Source organism: Litorilinea aerophila (assembly GCF_006569185.2).
Taxonomy (GTDB): Bacteria; Chloroflexota; Anaerolineae; order Caldilineales; family Caldilineaceae; genus Litorilinea; species Litorilinea aerophila.
In genome coordinates, this window is sequence record NZ_VIGC02000032.1 from 13,751 (window position 1) to 30,398 (window position 16,648).

General features: G+C 62.7%; 14 protein-coding genes. 5 read left to right on the top strand and 9 right to left on the bottom strand.

Translation table 11 applies throughout. The features are described 5' to 3' along the window. The first annotated feature begins 69 nt into the window (after positions 1 to 69). The 5 genes from minC to FKZ61_RS19630 all read left to right on the top strand — a co-directional run bounded on the left by minC (position 70) and on the right by FKZ61_RS19630 (position 4,175). Positions 70 to 1,161 (top strand): septum site-determining protein MinC, encoded by a 1,092-nt coding sequence (minC, locus tag FKZ61_RS19610; protein ID WP_141611840.1) that lies wholly within the window; start codon positions 70 to 72, stop codon positions 1,159 to 1,161. Positions 1,162 to 1,294: 133 nt separating this feature from the next. Beyond that, on the top strand, positions 1,295 to 2,086 hold the full coding sequence (gene minD / locus FKZ61_RS19615) for a septum site-determining protein MinD (RefSeq protein WP_141611841.1): 792 nt from the start codon (positions 1,295 to 1,297) through the stop codon (positions 2,084 to 2,086). A 63-nt stretch (positions 2,087 to 2,149) separates the two neighbouring features. Continuing rightward, positions 2,150 to 3,310 carry an FtsW/RodA/SpoVE family cell cycle protein gene (locus tag FKZ61_RS19620; protein ID WP_141611842.1) on the top strand — a complete coding sequence of 387 codons (1,161 nt, stop codon included), beginning with the start codon at positions 2,150 to 2,152 and terminating at the stop codon, positions 3,308 to 3,310. Positions 3,311 to 3,532: 222 nt separating this feature from the next. Then, entirely contained in the window at positions 3,533 to 3,757 is a 225-nt protein-coding gene (locus FKZ61_RS19625) for a hypothetical protein (protein ID WP_141611843.1), read from the top strand. Further along, positions 3,747 to 4,175, top strand: a complete 429-nt coding sequence (locus FKZ61_RS19630) for a putative toxin-antitoxin system toxin component, PIN family (RefSeq protein WP_141611844.1) — start codon at positions 3,747 to 3,749, stop codon at positions 4,173 to 4,175. Before FKZ61_RS19625 ends, FKZ61_RS19630 begins: the two co-directional genes overlap by 11 nt. 222 nt (positions 4,176 to 4,397) lie before the next feature. Here FKZ61_RS19630 and FKZ61_RS19635 read toward each other — a convergent pair whose 3' ends face one another. From FKZ61_RS19635 to nuoF, 9 genes are all read right to left on the bottom strand, one after another. Beyond that, positions 4,398 to 5,861, bottom strand: a complete 1,464-nt coding sequence (locus tag FKZ61_RS19635; RefSeq protein ID WP_141611845.1) for an NADH-quinone oxidoreductase subunit N — start codon at positions 5,859 to 5,861, stop codon at positions 4,398 to 4,400. A gap of 1 nt (position 5,862) precedes the next feature. Next, complete coding sequence (locus FKZ61_RS19640; RefSeq protein WP_229964326.1) at positions 5,863 to 7,356, bottom strand: complex I subunit 4 family protein; 1,494 nt, start codon at positions 7,354 to 7,356, stop codon at positions 5,863 to 5,865. Between the two features lie 77 nt (positions 7,357 to 7,433). Beyond that, a complete protein-coding gene (gene nuoL, locus FKZ61_RS19645; protein ID WP_141611846.1) occupies positions 7,434 to 9,326 on the bottom strand; it encodes an NADH-quinone oxidoreductase subunit L in 1,893 nt (630 codons plus the stop codon). Positions 9,327 to 9,457: 131 nt separating this feature from the next. Beyond that, positions 9,458 to 9,760 carry an NADH-quinone oxidoreductase subunit NuoK gene (gene nuoK / locus FKZ61_RS19650; protein ID WP_141611847.1) on the bottom strand — a complete coding sequence of 101 codons (303 nt, stop codon included), beginning with the start codon at positions 9,758 to 9,760 and terminating at the stop codon, positions 9,458 to 9,460. Between the two features lie 33 nt (positions 9,761 to 9,793). Continuing rightward, positions 9,794 to 10,312 (bottom strand): NADH-quinone oxidoreductase subunit J family protein, encoded by a 519-nt coding sequence (locus FKZ61_RS19655; RefSeq protein ID WP_141611848.1) that lies wholly within the window; start codon positions 10,310 to 10,312, stop codon positions 9,794 to 9,796. 6 nt (positions 10,313 to 10,318) lie between these two features. Next, positions 10,319 to 10,789, bottom strand: a complete 471-nt coding sequence (gene nuoI / locus FKZ61_RS19660) for an NADH-quinone oxidoreductase subunit NuoI (protein ID WP_141611849.1) — start codon at positions 10,787 to 10,789, stop codon at positions 10,319 to 10,321. Positions 10,790 to 10,843: 54 nt separating this feature from the next. Beyond that, complete coding sequence (gene nuoH, locus FKZ61_RS19665) at positions 10,844 to 11,833, bottom strand: NADH-quinone oxidoreductase subunit NuoH (RefSeq protein WP_141611850.1); 990 nt, start codon at positions 11,831 to 11,833, stop codon at positions 10,844 to 10,846. A gap of 113 nt (positions 11,834 to 11,946) precedes the next feature. Next, on the bottom strand, positions 11,947 to 14,496 hold the full coding sequence (nuoG, locus tag FKZ61_RS19670) for an NADH-quinone oxidoreductase subunit NuoG (protein ID WP_141611851.1): 2,550 nt from the start codon (positions 14,494 to 14,496) through the stop codon (positions 11,947 to 11,949). Positions 14,497 to 14,677: 181 nt separating this feature from the next. Then, positions 14,678 to 16,648 (bottom strand): NADH-quinone oxidoreductase subunit NuoF, encoded by a 1,971-nt coding sequence (gene nuoF, locus FKZ61_RS19675; protein WP_141611852.1) that lies wholly within the window; start codon positions 16,646 to 16,648, stop codon positions 14,678 to 14,680.

Below are 16,648 nucleotides of genomic sequence, written 5' to 3' on the forward strand. Positions count from 1 at the left end.
AGCCAACCGCCGTCTACTTCCTGTCACATAACACCTGCGGCCTGGGATGGATAGAGGTGGAGCGTACCTATGTCGGCCCGGCAAAACGATCGACGACAACCGGATATCACGTCCGACAATGGGGTGGCGGCAGAGGACTCCATGGTAGACACCGAGAACCATGGCGCAGCACCGGACGCGCCCGAGGCAGCGAATTCCCCAGGACAGGCCGTGGAGCAGCCGGCCAGCCCTGCCGCGCCAGGGGGGGAGGAGACCCGGTCCCAGGATGGTCGGACCATCGGCCCGGCTGATTTGCCCGACGTGGAAGCGGCGCCGGAAGCGGGGACTACCCCCGCAGAGGATAAAGAGTCGGCGCGATCCTCGGACGATGTAATGGCCCTGGATGTCATCGGCCATCTGCCTTCGCCCCCGCCCAGCGCCGTCAAGATCAAGGGGCGGGCCGGCGGCATTTTCGTGGAGATCGGGGAAGGCGTCTGGGCCGATTTGCTGGACACCCTGGGCGATCGGCTGAAATCGGCCGCCGGCTTCTTCCGGGGCGCATCGGTGATCCTGGATGTGGGGCACCGCTCCCTCACTTCCGAAGAGCTGCGCTACTTCATCAGCCTGCTGAAGGCCCATGAGATGGCCCTGGGCGTTGTCCTCTCGTCGGATGAGGGCACCCTCCAGCACGCGGCCGAGTTGGGCATCTCTACCAGTTCGACCCAGGAAGCCGCCCATCCCGGCCCCGTGGCCCCGGTTCAGGAGGCGGCACCGGCGAAGCCAGATTTTTATGTGCACCAGGGAAGTCTCCGGGCCGGCCAGGCGCTCCATCGCCAGGAAAGCATCTTCATCATCGGCGATGTCAACCCCGGGGCCCAGGTGAGTAGCGCTGGAGATGTCTACGTATGGGGGCGCATGCGGGGCGTGGCCCATGCCGGCGTTGAGGGCGATCAGACGGCCGTTGTGGCTGCCCTGGAGCTGACCCCCACCCAGCTGCGCATTGGGGATGTCATTGCTGTTCCGCCGGAGTCCAAAGGGGAGAACGGCAGCAACTGGTTTTGGAAGCGGCCGCCACCGCCCCGGGCCGAAGTGGCCCATGTGGTGGATGGGCGCATCCTGATCGAGCCCTGGGATGAAATTCGTACCGGCGGATGGAAAGCTTTCTCCCCGCCCACGGCCTGAAGCCCCAGGCCAGCACCCCCGCCATCAACCAACCGGGGACGTCCCGTTGGTGGGCCATTGGGCTATGAACCTGGTATGAGCCCGGGGGCGTACCCCATCAGCAAGGGAGCTTTCACAGGAGCGAGCATTCAAGATGCCCGGAACGGTCATTACCGTGACCTCTGGTAAGGGGGGCGTAGGAAAGACAACCACGGTGGCCAATGTGGCCTCGGCCCTGGCCATGTGCGGACAGCGCGTGGTGGTGGTGGATGCCGATATCGGGCTGCGCAACCTGGATCTGGTGATGGGGCTGGAAAGCCGCATCATCTACGACCTGGTGGATGTGGTGGAAGGTCGCTGTTCCCTGCAGGATGCTCTGGTGCGGGATCCCCGCCAGGAATCCCTCTACCTGTTGCCGGCAGCCCAAACCCGGGACAAGTCGGACGTAGGCGTGGACCAGATGGTAGCCATCTGCAAGAGCCTGGCCAAGGTAGCCGACTACGTGCTGGTGGACTCACCGGCCGGTATCGAACACGGCTTCAACAGCGCCGTCGCCCCGGCCGACCGGGTTTTGATCGTCACCACGTCGGATGTCAGCGCCCTGCGGGACGCCGACAAGGTGATCTACCTCCTGGAGCGGGACTGGAACAAGCCGCCTGGCCTGGTGGTGAACCGGTATAACGCCCGCCTGGCCCGGGATGGCGAGTTGCGGGATATTGACGATATTTTGGATATTCTGGCGGTGGATCTGTTGGGCGTGGTGCCCGACGACCATCGCATCATGTTGGCGACGGACCGGGGGATGCCGGTGGTCCTGGACACCAAGTTGCGGGTGAGCCAGGCCTACCGCAACATCGCCCAGCGCATCATGGGCAACAATGTGCCGCTGATGCGCTTTGACAGTGCTGGACCGCTTGCCTGGCTGATGAGGTTGATGGGCCGATGACGGGGCGCTCGTCCCGCCGGCATCCCTGGCCCGGGTGGGCGGCCTGGCGGAGTAAGCCAATCCATGGGTGAACGACAATACTGGCGTTATTTTGACTGGTCCCTATTGCTAGCGGTGTTGGCCCTGTGTGCCATTGGCGTGGCCATGATCTACAGCGCCACTTACAACACCGTGGACCTCAGCGACTACTGGTACCGGCAGGCCATCTTTGCCGGGGTGGGCCTGGTGGCCTTGCTGATCGTGGCCATGGTGGACTACCGCCACCTGGAACTGCTGGCGCCGCCGGCCTTTCTCATCTTCGTGGCCCTCCTGGTGGCCGTTCGTCTTTTCGGCGTCACCCAGGGGACCGGCTCCCAGCGCTGGATTGCTGTGGGCGGCACCCTGGTGCAACCCACCGAAGCCGGCAAGTTCCTCCTGATCGTTTTCATGGCCTGGTATCTGAGCTGGTATCATGACCAGCTACACCGGCTCCCCTATCTGTTGGGCGCCCTCTTTCTCCTCTTCGCCCCGCTGGTGTTGGTCTACCTCCAGCCCGATCTGGGTATGAGCATCACCTACGCCTTCATTGGTGGCGTGCTCATCCTGGTGGCAGGCATTCGCTTCTGGCAGCTGGGGATGATGGCCGGCGGCATGCTGGCGGCCCTGCCCTTTATGGGCAATACCTTGCAGGGCTACATGCTGGCCCGCATTTGCATCTACCTGGACGAGGACGGATTGGGCATGGTGCGACGCCTCTTCGACAACCTGCCGGAGGAGTGCATCAATCCCCAGGCGGCCCAGGCGGCCTCCTACAACGTGACCCAGGCCCTGATCGCCATCGGCTCGGGCAGCTGGCTGGGGCGGGGCTGGGCCCACGGGAGCCAGAACCAGCTGCACTTCCTGCGGGTGCGCCATACGGACTTTATTTTCAGCGTCATCGCCGAGGAGTTGGGCCTGGTAGGTGCCGTCCTGGTGTTGTTGCTGCTCTTTTTTGTCGTCTGGCGTCTGCTGCGCATCGCGGACCTGGCCCAGGATCACTTCGGCCGGTTACTGGCAGCCGGGGTGGCCTCGCTAGTCTTTTTCCAGACGGTGGTCAACGTGGGCATGAACATGGGGCTTCTCCCGGTGACAGGCCTGACCCTGCCCTTTATCAGCTACGGCGGTAGCAGTCTGATCTCCATGTTGCTGGCCATTGGCCTGGCCGAGAGCGTGGTCATGCGCCACCGCAAAATTGAGTTTCAATAGCAGGATCAAGCGACGTTGCCAAGAGCCTTACCTGATTCATCGGCGGTCTCTAGGGCATAAGGCCACATGGCGGGCATTGCTTGCTGCGCTTCTGCGGCGACATCCGATGGTGGGTTTCGGTGGGCGTGAGCTATACTTCTATTGCAACCACACCAGAGGCTCGCTGTTAGTTTGCGCCACATCACTCCAAGAGTGTGGTATTATCTCGTCTGGAGGTGTGAAATGACCACGACCATAACGATTTCTTTGGATACAGATACAGCAAGGCTTTATCGTCAGGCCCCTGCTGACCTGCAAAGAAAGGTTCAGCTGTTACTCAACATTTGGCTGCGGGAACTGATGGTATCACCGCGTCCCTTGCAGGTAATCATGGATGAAATCAGTCAAAAGGCCGAGGAGCGCGGCCTCACCTCCGAGGTTCTGGAGTCATTGTTGAATGCCGAATGAACCGCGCTTTGTTTTTGACACCAATGTTGTTATCAGCGCACTCCTGCTGAAGCACTCTGTCGCTCGTCAGGCCTTTGATAAAGCAACCCAGCAGGGAAAATTACTCATCTCGTATGCTACCATTGAAGAATTGAACGATGTTTTACATCGTAAGGGATTCGAAAAGTATGTGACCGAAGAAGAGCGGTTGGAATTCCTGGGCGCTTTTGTCAGGGACGGCATCCTGGTGGAGATCATGGAGCGCGTGGTTGCGTGTCGTGACCCTAAAGATGACAAGTTTTTGGAACTCGCTATTAACGGTGATGCAATCTGTATCGTGAGCGGTGACGAAGACCTGCTGATTTTGCATCCATTTCGTGGGATAGCCATCATGACACCTCGGCAATTTTTGGAAGAGCCGGTACAAGGCGATGGTTAACCCGGCACCGAAGTCGATAAACCCTCGTTTCCGTTTAGGGACGCCTTCTGGCTCCCAGGTCTCTGCGTTGTTTTTGCTGTTTCGGCGGATGGGTCGAAATATAGAAAGAAAAGCGAGCAGTTTTAATAGCCCCAAACAAAACACCGGGGCCAGCGCTACTCCAGGATAGCGCTGGCCCCGGTGCGTTATGCGGACAATAATCCCCTGTGTTCACCCCTCAGCTTAACTGCCAAGGCCGTTCCCGAAGAGGCCGGTCCAGAGGCTGGGATAGATGCCGATGAGAATGGTGAAGAGGGCCGCCAGGGCCACCCCTAGCTGGAGCGGGGCCCACTGTTTGCCCTGGGCGGCTGTCTCAGCGCCAGGCCGCTCGAAGTACATGGCCACGGTGACCCGCAGGTAGTAGTAGGCGGCGATGGCACTGTTCAACATGCCGATGGCCGCCAGCCACGTCCAGCCCCCGTCCACTGCTGCCTTAAAGACGAACAGCTTGCCGAAGAATCCGGCCAGGGGCGGAATGCCGCTCAGGCTGAACATGAAGATGGCCATGGCCATGGCCAGCAAGGGCCAGCGGTCGGCGATGCCGGCCGCCCGGTTCTGCAGCGCGTCGTCCTCCTCGGCCTGTTCCAGGGCAATCACGATGGCGAAGGCACCGATGTTCATGAAGGCATAGGTGAAGAGGTAGAAGAGGGCTGCATCGGCGCCGGCCGGGGTGCCGGGGGCCAGCCCCACCAGGATGTATCCGGCATGGGCGATGCTGGAGTAGGCCAGCATCCGCTTCAGGCTGGTCTGACGCAGGGCGGCCAGGTTGCCCAGGGTCATGGTGAGCACTGCCAGGATGGCCAGCGCCCAGCCCCAGCTCTCCTGCTGGCCGGGTACCGCTTCCAGCAGAAACCGGATGAAGGCGGCGAAGGCGGCAGCCTTGGTGCCCACGCTCATAAAGGCGGTGATGGGTGTGGGCGCCCCCTGGTAGACGTCGGGCGTCCACATGTGGAAGGGCACCAGCGAGACCTTGAAGCCGAAGCCAGCAATGAGCAGGGCAATCCCCGGATAGAGCAGGAAGAGGGAACCCTGGCCGCTGTTGAGCACTTCGGCGATGGCCGAGAGCTGGGTGCTGCCCGCCGCGCCGTAGACCAGCGCCGCGCCATAGGCAAAAAAGGAGCTGGCAAACGCCCCCAACAAGAAGTACTTCATGCTGGCTTCTGTGCTGCGGGGGTTCTGCTGGTGCAGACCGCTGAGGATGTAGAGGGCCAGGGACAAGATCTCCAGGGCCAGGAAGATGGCGATCAGATCCGTGGCGCTGCCCATCATCACCATGCCCGAGGCCGCCAGCAGCAACAGGGCATAGTATTCCCCCATCTGTTTGTTGACCAGGGGGATGTAGTGGACGCTCAGCAGAATGCCCAGGGCCGTGGCTACCAGCACAATCAGGCCGGTGCCCAGCGCGAAATGGTCGGTCACCGCCATGTTCTGGAAGGTGGCGGCAGGCTGATTCCAGAGCCAGGCACAGGCGGCTCCGGCCAGGATGACACCGACCAGGGCCAGCCAGGGCAACACCTGGCGCAGGGGCGACTGCTCCTCGTCGGCGAACATGTCCACCATCATGATGGCCATGGCCGTGACGACCAGGAGTAGTTCCGGGAGCAGGACGCTCCAGTTCAAGTCGGAGAGTTCCATGAGTGGCTGCATACTAACGCTCAACCTTCATGACAATGGCTGTGTTTTGGACCAGCGCCTCGACAGATGGGTTGATCTTCTCCAGGAACAGGTTGGGGAAGAGGCCGATTACGAAGAACAGGATTACCAGCGGCAATAACATGGCCACCTCGTTGGGACGGAGATCCTGCAGCCTGCCCACCTGGTTTTCCTCGTGGGTGATGGGCCCCTGGGCCACCTTGCGGAAGGCGGTCAGCAGATACCAGGCGGCCAGGATCACCCCCACACCGCCCAGCACGGCAAAGAAGGGCGTGTGTTGATACATCCCCAGGAGGATGGTGAATTCCCCCACGAAGCCATTCAGCCCGGGCAACCCCGCGCTGCTCATGGCCACCACCAGCAGGAAACCGCAGTAGATGGGCACGCTCTTCCACAGGCCGCCGAAGTCATCCAGCATGCGGGTGTGGCGTCGCTCGTAGAGCAGGCCCACCATCAAGAAGAGGGCGCCTGTGCTCAGCCCGTGGTTGACCATCTGCAGCACCGCGCCGCTGACGCCCTGGGGGTTGAAGGCCACAATGCCCAGCATGACAAAGCCCAGGTGGGCCACCGAACTGTAGGCCACCAGGGACTTGAAGTCCTTTTGCACCAGGGCCACCAGCGCGCCGTAGAGGATCCCGATCACCGCCAGGGCTGCCACCAGCGGGCCGAACTGGGCGGCTGCCTCCGGGAAAATGGGGGCTGCCAGCCGCAGGTAGCCGTAGGTGCCCATCTTCAGCAGGATGCCGGCCAGGATGATGGAGCCCGCGGTGGGGGCGTTGACGTGGGCGTCCGGCAGCCAGGTGTGGAAGGGGAAGATGGGCACTTTGATGGCAAAGGCCAGGGCAAAGGCCAGGAAAGCCCAGGTCTGGAAGGCGGGGCTGAGGGCGGCTCCTTGCAGCTCCAGGATGTTAAAGGTGCCCGTCTGGAAGTAGAGGGCCAGAATGGCCACCAACATCAGCGCCGAGCCAGCAAAGGTGTAGAGGAAGAACTTGAGGGCCGCGTAGACCCGGTCGCCGCTTCCCCAGCGCCCGATGAGAAAGTACATGGGGATCAGGCTGAATTCAAAGAAGACGAAGAAGAGAACCAGATCCAACGCCACGAAGACGCCGGTCATGGCCGTTTCCAGCAACAGCATCAGGATCAGGTAGGTGCCCACCTTCTCCTGCACGTAAAGGTTGCTGAAATAGATGGCGATGGGCATGAGGAAGGTGGTCAACAGCACCAGGAAAAGGCTGATGCCGTCTACCCCCAGATGGTAGTGCATGTTGAATTCGGGCAGCCAGGCGTAATCTTCCACAAACTGCATGCCGGCCTGGCCACCTTCCCACCCGGTCAGGAGCAGCAGGCTCACCAGAAAGGTGACCACGGTGGTCCCCAGGGCGATCTGCTTTTTGCTCCCATCATCGCCTACAAAGGCGATGGCCAGGGCGCCCAACAGGGGCAGAAAGGTAATGATGGATAACAGGTACGGGATAGAAGGTGACATCATCGAGTCTATCCTCTTGACACATGATAGGCGCGCAGGGCACCTGGCGATGGAAACCGATTCTCGTCGCGCGACATGGCTTACGCGCCGAAGACAAAGTAGGCGACCACAGCGACCACGCCCAACAGGATGCTCAGGGCGTAGGCCGGCACCACCCCGTTCTGCAGCCGCCGGATCTGCTCGCCCCAGGCCAGGCTCAGGCGTCCCACGCCATTGACCGCGCCGTCGATCCACTGCTTGTCCACCACCTGGGCGAACCAGTCGGCCAGCCTGCGCACCGGGTTGACCACCACGGCCATGTAGAATTCATCCACATACCATTTGTGCTCCACCACCGGCTGGAGAGCCGCAAACGGGGACGCCAGCCGCCGGGGCCAGGCTTCGTTGGTCTGGTAGCGGGCATAGGCCATCAAGAAGCCAAAGACGGCCACAATCACGCTCAAGGTGATGGCGATGAGCTCCAGGGTGAGCAGGGGCTCCTCGTGGTGCCCCAGGGCCGGCTCCAGCCAGCGCTCCAGGGTGAGCACAAAGGGCAGGTTCAGGACGCCGCCAAAGATGGAGAGGATGGCCAGCACCCACAGGGGCCCGGTCATCAGCGGGGGGCTCTCGTGGGCGTGGTTGTAAAGCCGCTGGTCACGCGGGGTGCCATGGAAGGGTACGAAGACGGCCCGGAAGCTGTAAAAGGCGGTCAACAAGGCTGTGAACAGCCCGATCGCATACAGCACCACATTCTGGCTCAGGGCCCCCAGCAGGATGGCATCCTTGGAGAAGAAGCCGGACATCAGCGGGATGCCGGCCAGGGCTGCCGCGCCAATCAGGAAGGTGCGGTAGGTCACAGGCATCTTTTCCCGCAGGCCACCCATCTTGCGGATGTCCAGCTCGCCATCCAGGGCGTGCATGACGCTACCCGCAGCCAGGAAGAGAAGGGCCTTAAAAAAGGCGTGGGTGACCAGGTGGAAGATGGCGGCACCGTACGCGCCCACCCCAACGCCCAGCATCATGTAGCCCAGCTGGGAGATGGTGGAATAGGCCAGGATTTTCTTCAGATCCACCTGGACCAGGGCAATGCTGGCGGCCAGCAGGGCCGTCAGGGCGCCGATCCAGGCGGCCGTGCCCGACGCGACCGGCGTCATGTGCCACAGCACGTTGGTACGGGCGATCATGTAGATGCCCGCGGTCACCATGGTGGCCGCGTGGATGAGGGCCGAGACCGGCGTGGGGCCGGCCATGGCGTCCGGCAGCCAGACGTAGAGGGGGATCTGGGCGCTCTTACCCGTGGCCCCCAGCAGCAGCAAGAGGCAGATCACCGTGGCCGTGCCTGCAGCCAGGCCATGCTCGGCCGCCTCGAAGACCTCCAGGAAGGTGAGGGAACCCAGGCTGGTCCACAGCATCAGCATGGCGATGATCATGCCGAAGTCGCCCACCCGGTTGACCAGGAAGGCCTTCTTCCCCGCATCAGCATAGTAGCCGTAGCTGTCGTCCCGCCGGTCGAACCAGAAGCCGATGAGCAGGTAGGAGGCCAGGCCCACGCCTTCCCAGCCCACGAACATGCCCAGGAAGCTGTCGCTCATGACCAGGACCAGCATGGCCAGGATGAACAAGTTCAGGTAGATGAAGAAGCGCTGGAAGCGCTCATCGTGCTCCATGTAGCTGATGGAGTAGATGTGGATCAGCGCGCCCACACCTGTCACGATCAGGGCCATGGTCACGCTCAGGGGGTCGATGAGCAGGGCCGCGGCCACATGGAAGGAACCGATGGTTATCCAGTCCCACAAGTGGACGGTGATGATCCGTTCCTCGGCGGGCAGGCCCAGCAGACCTGCCAAAAGGCCCAGGGCCACCAGAAACGAGCCGATCACCGCCCCTGACGCGATCCAGCCGATGGCCTGCCTGCTCAGCCGATGACCGATCAGCAGGTTGACCAGGAGACCGGCCGCGGGCAAGGCATACAAGAACCACGCGATGTCAAACATGAGTGCGTCCTTCGTTCATGATTCCCTGACTACGACTACAATCTGGCGTAAATGCCACGGCAGAAATTCCGGATGCCCTCTGGGCGCGCTACCTCTGGCGGAAACCATCGGCGAATTTCTGCCGGGATTTACTACCACTTCATCAAATTGATTTCATCGATGTTGGTCGTCTTGCTGTGGCGAGTGTGGGCCAGGACGATGGCCAGCCCCACGGCCACCTCCGCCGCAGCCACGGCCATGATCATAAACACGAAGATCTGGCCGTTCAGGTTGTCCCACTGGCGGCTCAACGCGATCAGGGTCAGGTTGACGCTGTTGAGCATCATTTCGACGCACATGAGGATGATGAGCGCGTTGCGTCGGAGTAGCACACCGGTGGCGCCGATCATGAAGATGACGCCGCTGAGGATCAGGTAGTAACTGGTTGGAACCACGGCTCTTCCCCTCGAATCAACAGAGATCTGGGTTTAGCGTTGCACTTCGTCCTTGGGCCGGCGGGCCAGCAGCAGGGCGCCCAACAAGGCCACCAGCAGGAGAACGGCTGCCAGTTCAAAGGGCAGGATGTAGCGGGTGAACAGGCTCATGCCCACTGCCTCGGGAATGCCGCCCTGGATGACCGTGGGGGCAGGTTCGACGCCCTGGAAGCTGGGCACCAGGGTGTAGACCATGGTGGCCACCATGATCAGGCCCAGGGTGATGCCCACAAAAGGCGTCCACGAGCGGTGGGCTGCCACCCCTTCGATCTCCTGGCTGCCGATGAGCATGATCACGAAGAGGATCAGCACCACAATGCCGCCGGCGTAGATGATAACCTGGGCCGCAGCCAGGAACTGAGCCTCCAGGGTGACGTACAGCACGGCCAGGGTGACGAAATGGGTCAACAGAAAGAGCGCGCTGTGCACAGGCTGGCGGCTGGCCACCACCCCAATGGCTGCCGCGAAGCTGAGGGCGCCCACCAGGATGAAAAAGAGCACTGGAAGGGACATAGGGCTTTACTCCGGGCGGATGATGACGTGCGGTTCGGGCGGGTTCAACAGCTGCTCCTTGGTCAGGATCAGGTCCCGCCGGCTGTAGTTGGCCATGGCAAACTCATGCCCCAGGACAATGGCCTCGGTGGGGCAGGCCTCTTCACAGTCGCCACAGAAGACACAGCGCAGCAGGTTGATCTCGTATACTTTCGCATAGCGCTCGCCGGGCGAAGTCGGGTGCTCTGGGTCATTCTCCGCTGCCTCCACGTAGATGGCGCCCGTGGGACAGGCGGCCTCACAGAGCATGCAGCCGATGCACCGCTCCAGGCCGTTTTCATACCGGCGCAGCTCATGGCGACCCCGGAAGCGAGGGTACAGGGGAGCCGCGTCCCGAGGGTATTCGATGGTCACCGGTTTCTGGCGCAGCGCCTTCAGAGAGACGCCCATCGCCTTGCCGATGTCAATTGCTCCCTTGATAAAGTCATGGATGGCCATAATCGTTCTTTTCCCCTGAAAACCGGCCAGCCTGTGGCTGCCCGGGCATCTCTGTTATTTGAACAACACCGTCAGCACCGCTGTGATGATCATGTAGGCCAGGCTCAAAGGCAGCAACTGTTTCCAGGTGAAGCGCATCAGCTGGTCATAGCGGGGCCGGCTGACACTGGCCCGCACCCAGATGAACAGGAAGAGCAGGGCGATCACCTTGGCTGCCAGGATGAACGGTCCCAAAAAGGGGAGAATTTCGCTGCCGATGCCAAAGGGCAGCTTGTAGCCCCCGAAAAAGAGGGTAGCCATGATGGTGCTGGTGGTGATCATGTTGATGTATTCGGCGATCATGAACAGGGAGAATTTCATCCCCCCATATTCCGTCTGATAGCCCGCCACCAGCTCATTTTCCGTCTCCGGCAGGTCGAAGGGGCTGCGGTTGGTCTCGGCCAGGATGCAGATGAAGAAGAGGGGGAACATGATCCACAGCCAGAGCCATTCCCACCAGGCCCGGGGGGTTTCCACCAGCTCCACCAGGCTAAACCCGCCCGCCAGGATCAGGATGCTGACCAGAAAAAGGCCCAGGGGCAGTTCGTAGGAGATCATCTGGGCCGACGAGCGCAGGGCGCCCAGCAGGGAGTAGTTGTTGTTGCTGCTCCAGCCAGCCAGGATGACGCCGTAGGTCTCCACGCCGGCAATGGCCAGGATCCAGAGGAAGCCGATCTTGACGTCGGCCACCGCTGGCACCCCCTTGGCCACCGGGATCACCGCCCAGATCACCAGGGCCGGCATCAGGGCCAGGGCCGGCGCCAGCAGATAGACCGGCTTGTCCACATGCCGGGGCACAATCTCCTCTTTGAACATGGCCTTCACCGCGTCCGCCGCCGGCTGCAGCAGGCCAAAACGGCCGGCCCGGTTGGGGCCATAGCGGACCTGAAAGCGGGCCAGCAACTTGCGCTCGAACCAGGTCAGGTACGCAGCGCCGGTCAAGAGCACGAAGGCCAGGACGATGGAGCGAAGGACCGGTAAGATGACAAGGTTCAGCCAATCCATAGCACGTTCCAATCTTACTTGTACAATCTGGCGTAAATACCACGGCAGAAATTCCGGGTGCCCTCTGGGCGCACTACCTCTGGTGGAACCTATCGGCGAATTTCTGCCGGGATTTACCTGGTTTTGACCCGGACAGTTTCCACGTCGCTGCCGTTGAGCAACGCCCCCACAGGCGCCCCGGGCAGGCTTTCCGGAATCCAGACTGTGCCCGGCTGCACCTGGGCATGGCGCACGGCCTTCAGGGTCAGCTGCCCGTGGTCGTTGCCCACCTGGACCTCTGCCCCGTCCTGGATGCCCAGCCGCTCGGCGTCGGCGGGGTTGAAGCCGGCCACCGGCCCAAAGGCCATGTTCTGCATCTGGGTGGTCAGCCGGAAGAGGGTGCCGCCATCGTAGAGGACGGTGCCCGTCACCAGGGTGAACTCGTCCCCGTCGGCTGCCGGGAGCGGAGGCTGCTGCACTTTGCGGTAGGCTGGCCGCGGGCGAACTGCCGCAGCGTCCCACTGCAAGCCCTGGTCGCCCAGCGCGTCCCAGGTGAGCCCCCCGTAGAAGGGGATGGCCTGGCTGATCTCCCGGGTGATGGCCTGCTCGTCGGCGTAGGGCCAGTTCACCCCCATGCGCACAGCCAGATGATCCAGGATCATCCAGTCGGGCGCGGCCTTGCTGTGGGGGTTCTGGACAGCCTTGGGCGCCCGCTGGACCCGGCGCTCCAGGTTGGTGAAGGTGCCGTCGCATTCGGCCCAGCTCACCGCGGGCAGGACCACGTCCGCCTTCTGGGCGGTTTCGGTGAGGAAGAGCTCCTGCACCACCAGGAAGTCCAGCTTGTCCAGGTTGGCCGCCCAGGTGGGCCGTTCGCTGGCCGGGTTGGCCCCCATGATGTAGAGGGCCTTGATGGCCTGGCCGGCGCCGTCCAGCATCTGGCGGTAGGTCAGGCCCGGGTCGGTGGGAAGCTGGCAGCCCCAGAGCCGCTCCAGGCGCTGGCGGGCCTCCGGGTCATCCAGGCTGGCGTAGCCGGGCAGCTGGTTGGGCAAGACGCCCATGTCCCGCACGCCCTGGCTGTTGGCCTCCAGGCCCACGTAGGCCAGTCGTTCGTAGTGGCCGGTGGCCATGGCCAGGTTGATCAGCCCGTTGACCACATTCTGGCCGTTGGCGCCTCGGGCCACCATGGGCCCGTAGATGATCAGGGCCTGCTTGCTCTCGGCCAGCAGGCGGGCCGCTTCCTGGACAGTGGCCGGGTCCACGCCGCACAGCTCCTGAAGCTGCTGCTCGGTCACGTCGGCCACCATCTGTTCCACCCGGGGCTTTTCACCTTCGTTGACGGCCAGGGCAGCCTTGGTCAGGCCGTTGAGCAGGGTCGCTTCGGTGCCGGGCCGGTAGCCCAGGTAGGGGCCGTTGTAGCGGGTCAGTTCGATCTTGCGGGGGTGGGCGATGATCAGGCGGGCGCCACCCCGGCGCACGGCCCGCTTCAGGTGCAGGTCCAGGATGGGCAGCTCTTCCGACGGGTCCACCCCGAAGAGGAAGATGGTATCCACCTTGGGGTCGGGGCCGTACTGGGGCTTCATCACATCGGCCAGCGCGGGCAGGCCGGTGGGCAGGGCAGCCACTTCGGCCCCGTCCCGGTGGTCGATGTTGTTGGTGCCGATGAGCTCCCGCATGAAGCGCTGGAAGAGGTAGTTGCTCTCGTTGCTCAGCTTGGCACTGCCGATGCCGCCGATGGCGTTGGGGCCGTGCCGTTCCTTGATCTCCCGCAGGCGGTCGGCCACCGTCTGGATGGCTTCTTTCCAGGAGGTGGGAACCAATTCGCCATTCTTGCGCACCAGGGGCATGGTGAGGCGTTCCTGGCTGTTGACCCAGGCGTGGGCGAAGCGCCCCTTGTCGCAGATCCACTGGTCGTTGACCTGCATGTTCTCCCGCCCCACAATGCGGCGCACGGTATGGGTCCGGCTGTCCAGGCGGATGTTGCAGCCGATGGAGCAGTGGTTGCAGACGCTGGGGGTGCGCTCGATCTCCCACGGGCGGAAGGCGAAGCGGGCCACCCGGTTGGTGAGGGCGCCCACCGGGCAGATGTCGATGATGTTGCCGCTGGTCTTGGCGTCCACTGGCTTGCCATCCTGGATGTCGATGATGGTGGCGCCGCCCCGTTCAAAGAGGCCCAACTGGGGCTTGTCCTCCCACTCCTCCAGGTAGCGGATGCAGCGCCAGCAGATCACGCAGCGCTCCTGATCCAGCACGATGGTATCGGAGATCAGGTAGTGCTTTTGCTTGTGGCGCTTGGGTTCCACCAGCTGGCTGATGCCAGGGCCGAAGCGCATGGTCTGGTCCTGGAGGGGACATTCGCCGCCCTTGTCGCAGATGGGGCAATCCAGCGGGTGGTTGAGCAGAATGAAGGCCAGGTTGGCCTCCTGGGTGGCCTTCACCTGTTCGGTGTTGGTGCGAACCACCATGCCGTCCCGAACGGGGACCGAACAGGCCGTCTGGAGCATGGGGCCCCGGGGGCCGTCGATTTCCACCAGGCACATGCGGCAACAGGCTACCGGGTCCAGCTTGGGGTGGCTGCAGAAGACCGGGATTTCGATCCGGAGTTTGGCCGCCGCGTCCACCACCAGAGTGCCGGCCGGTACGGTCACCTCCTGGCCATCAATGGTAAGGGTTACTTGTTCGGTCATAGGGGTGCATCACCTGTCGTTACACTGGCTGATCTACCACCCGGGTGCGCAGGTCCACCGGCTCGTGAGGATGGACATCGGCCACGCACCTGTGGAAGATGTTCGTGACACTCGTCGATGGATGCGTCCCTGTTTGGCGGGTACTGGCTGGCAGCCAAACGGGGACGCATCCCTTTGTTGATTAGTCTCCAACCACGTGGTCCCGCAGCAGCGGCGACTCTCCCAGCGGCTTGAGGGTGCTGTCCCGCAGCTTGCTGGGCTGTTCCACATCCGGCCGGTAGATGGGGCGGATGGGAATGGCCGGGCCGATGTTGTCCGGGTTGGTGCGGTCGATGTACTCGATGAACTCATGGCGGAACTTGGCCAGGTTGCTCTGCAGACCCCAGACCGCGGCATCCCCAAAGGGGCAGAAGCTTTTGCCTGCGATGAAGCGGGTGATGTACTCCATCAGCTCCAGGTCCTGGTCCCGGCCGCCGCCGTTCTGGATGCGCATGAGGATGCTTTCCAGCCAGCCGGTGCCTTCTCGGCATGGGGTGCATTTGCCGCAGCTCTCCTCCCGGTAGAAGGCAAGGGTGCGCAGGGCCACTTCCACCATGGACTGGCGTTCGTCGATGACGATGACCCCCGCGGAGCCCAGGAGGGATCCAGCCTCTTGCATGCTTTCGTAGTCCAGGGGAGTGTCGATCTGGTCCGCGGTGAGCAGTTTCATGGAGAGGCCGCCGGGCACGATGGCTTTGATGGGCGCGCTGTCGTCCTGGGGGCCGCCGCCGTACTTGTGGATCAGCTCGGAGAGGGGCGTGGCGTGGGGCAACTCGTAGAGGCCCGGGTACTTCACGTTGCCGCTCAGGCAGAAGATGCGCATGCCCGGGCTCTTCTCGGTGCCGAAGCTCCGGTACCACTCCACGCCGTGGCGCATGACGTGGGTCACGTTGCAGATGGACTCCACGTTGTTGACGATGGTGGGTTTGGCGTAGAGCCCTTCCACCGCCGGGAAGGGGGGCTTCATGCGGGGATGTCCCCGGTAGCCCTCCAGGCTGGTCAGGAGGGCTGTCTCCTCGCCACATTCGTATGCGCCGGCGCCCCGGTGGACCACAATTTCCAGGTTTTTGTCGGTGCCGAAGATGTTTTTACCCAGGTAGCCCTTTTCCTTGGCTTCCTGGACGGCCTCCACCAGGCGGGTGTAGGCGAAGTAGTATTCCCCCCGAATGTAGATGAAGGCCAGCTCGGCCTGGATGGCGTAGGCACTCAGGATGATGCCCTCGATGAGCTGGTGGGGGTCATACTCCATGATGATGCGATCTTTAAAGGTGCCGGGCTCCGATTCGTCGGCGTTGACCACCAGGTAGCGGGGGAAGGCCGGCGCCAGGAACCCCCACTTGACGCCGGTGGGGAAGCCGGCACCACCCCGGCCCCGGATGCCGCTGGCTTTGACCTGTTCCACCACCTCTTCCGGCTTCATCTCGGTCAGGACCCGGCGGGCCGTGGCGTAGCCTCCATCGGCCTCGTAGGTATCGATCCGGTGGCTGTTTTCCTGATCCACCCGGGCCATCAGGAAGCGGGGTTCCATGCCGCCGTGGCGGTAGGGGCCGGCGCCCTTGCCCTCCAGCTCGGGGTCTCCTTCGGGGGTCCAGCGTTCCACCGTCTGGAAGGCCTTGCCGCTCTGGATCAGGTCGAGCACCCGCTGCACATCTTCGGCCGAGTCCAGGTTTTCAAAATAGCGGATCTTGCCGGTTTTCATCTCGGTGACCATAGCCATGGGGGCCGTGCCGCAGGAGCCCAGACATTCCATGTGGTCCAGGGCGAACTTGCCGTCGGCCGTCTTCTCGCCGTGGTGGATGCCCAGCTTTTCCTCGAAGTGGTGCATGCACTGTTTGGCCCCCCGCAACATACAGGGCACGTTGGTGCACACCTCCACGTGGTAGTCTCCCACGGGCTCTTCGTGGAACATGTTGTAGAAGCCCACCACCGCGCCCACTTCGGCCGGCTCCAGGCCCAACATCTCCGCCAGCTCATTCTGGGCTTCCACCGGGCAGTAGCCAAATTCCCGCTGGATCACATACAGGGCCGGCAGGATGGCCGAACGCTGGCGCCCTTCCGGATAGAGGGCCATCCACTTTTGGATTTCTGCTCGAACAGATTCAGAGAGCATCAT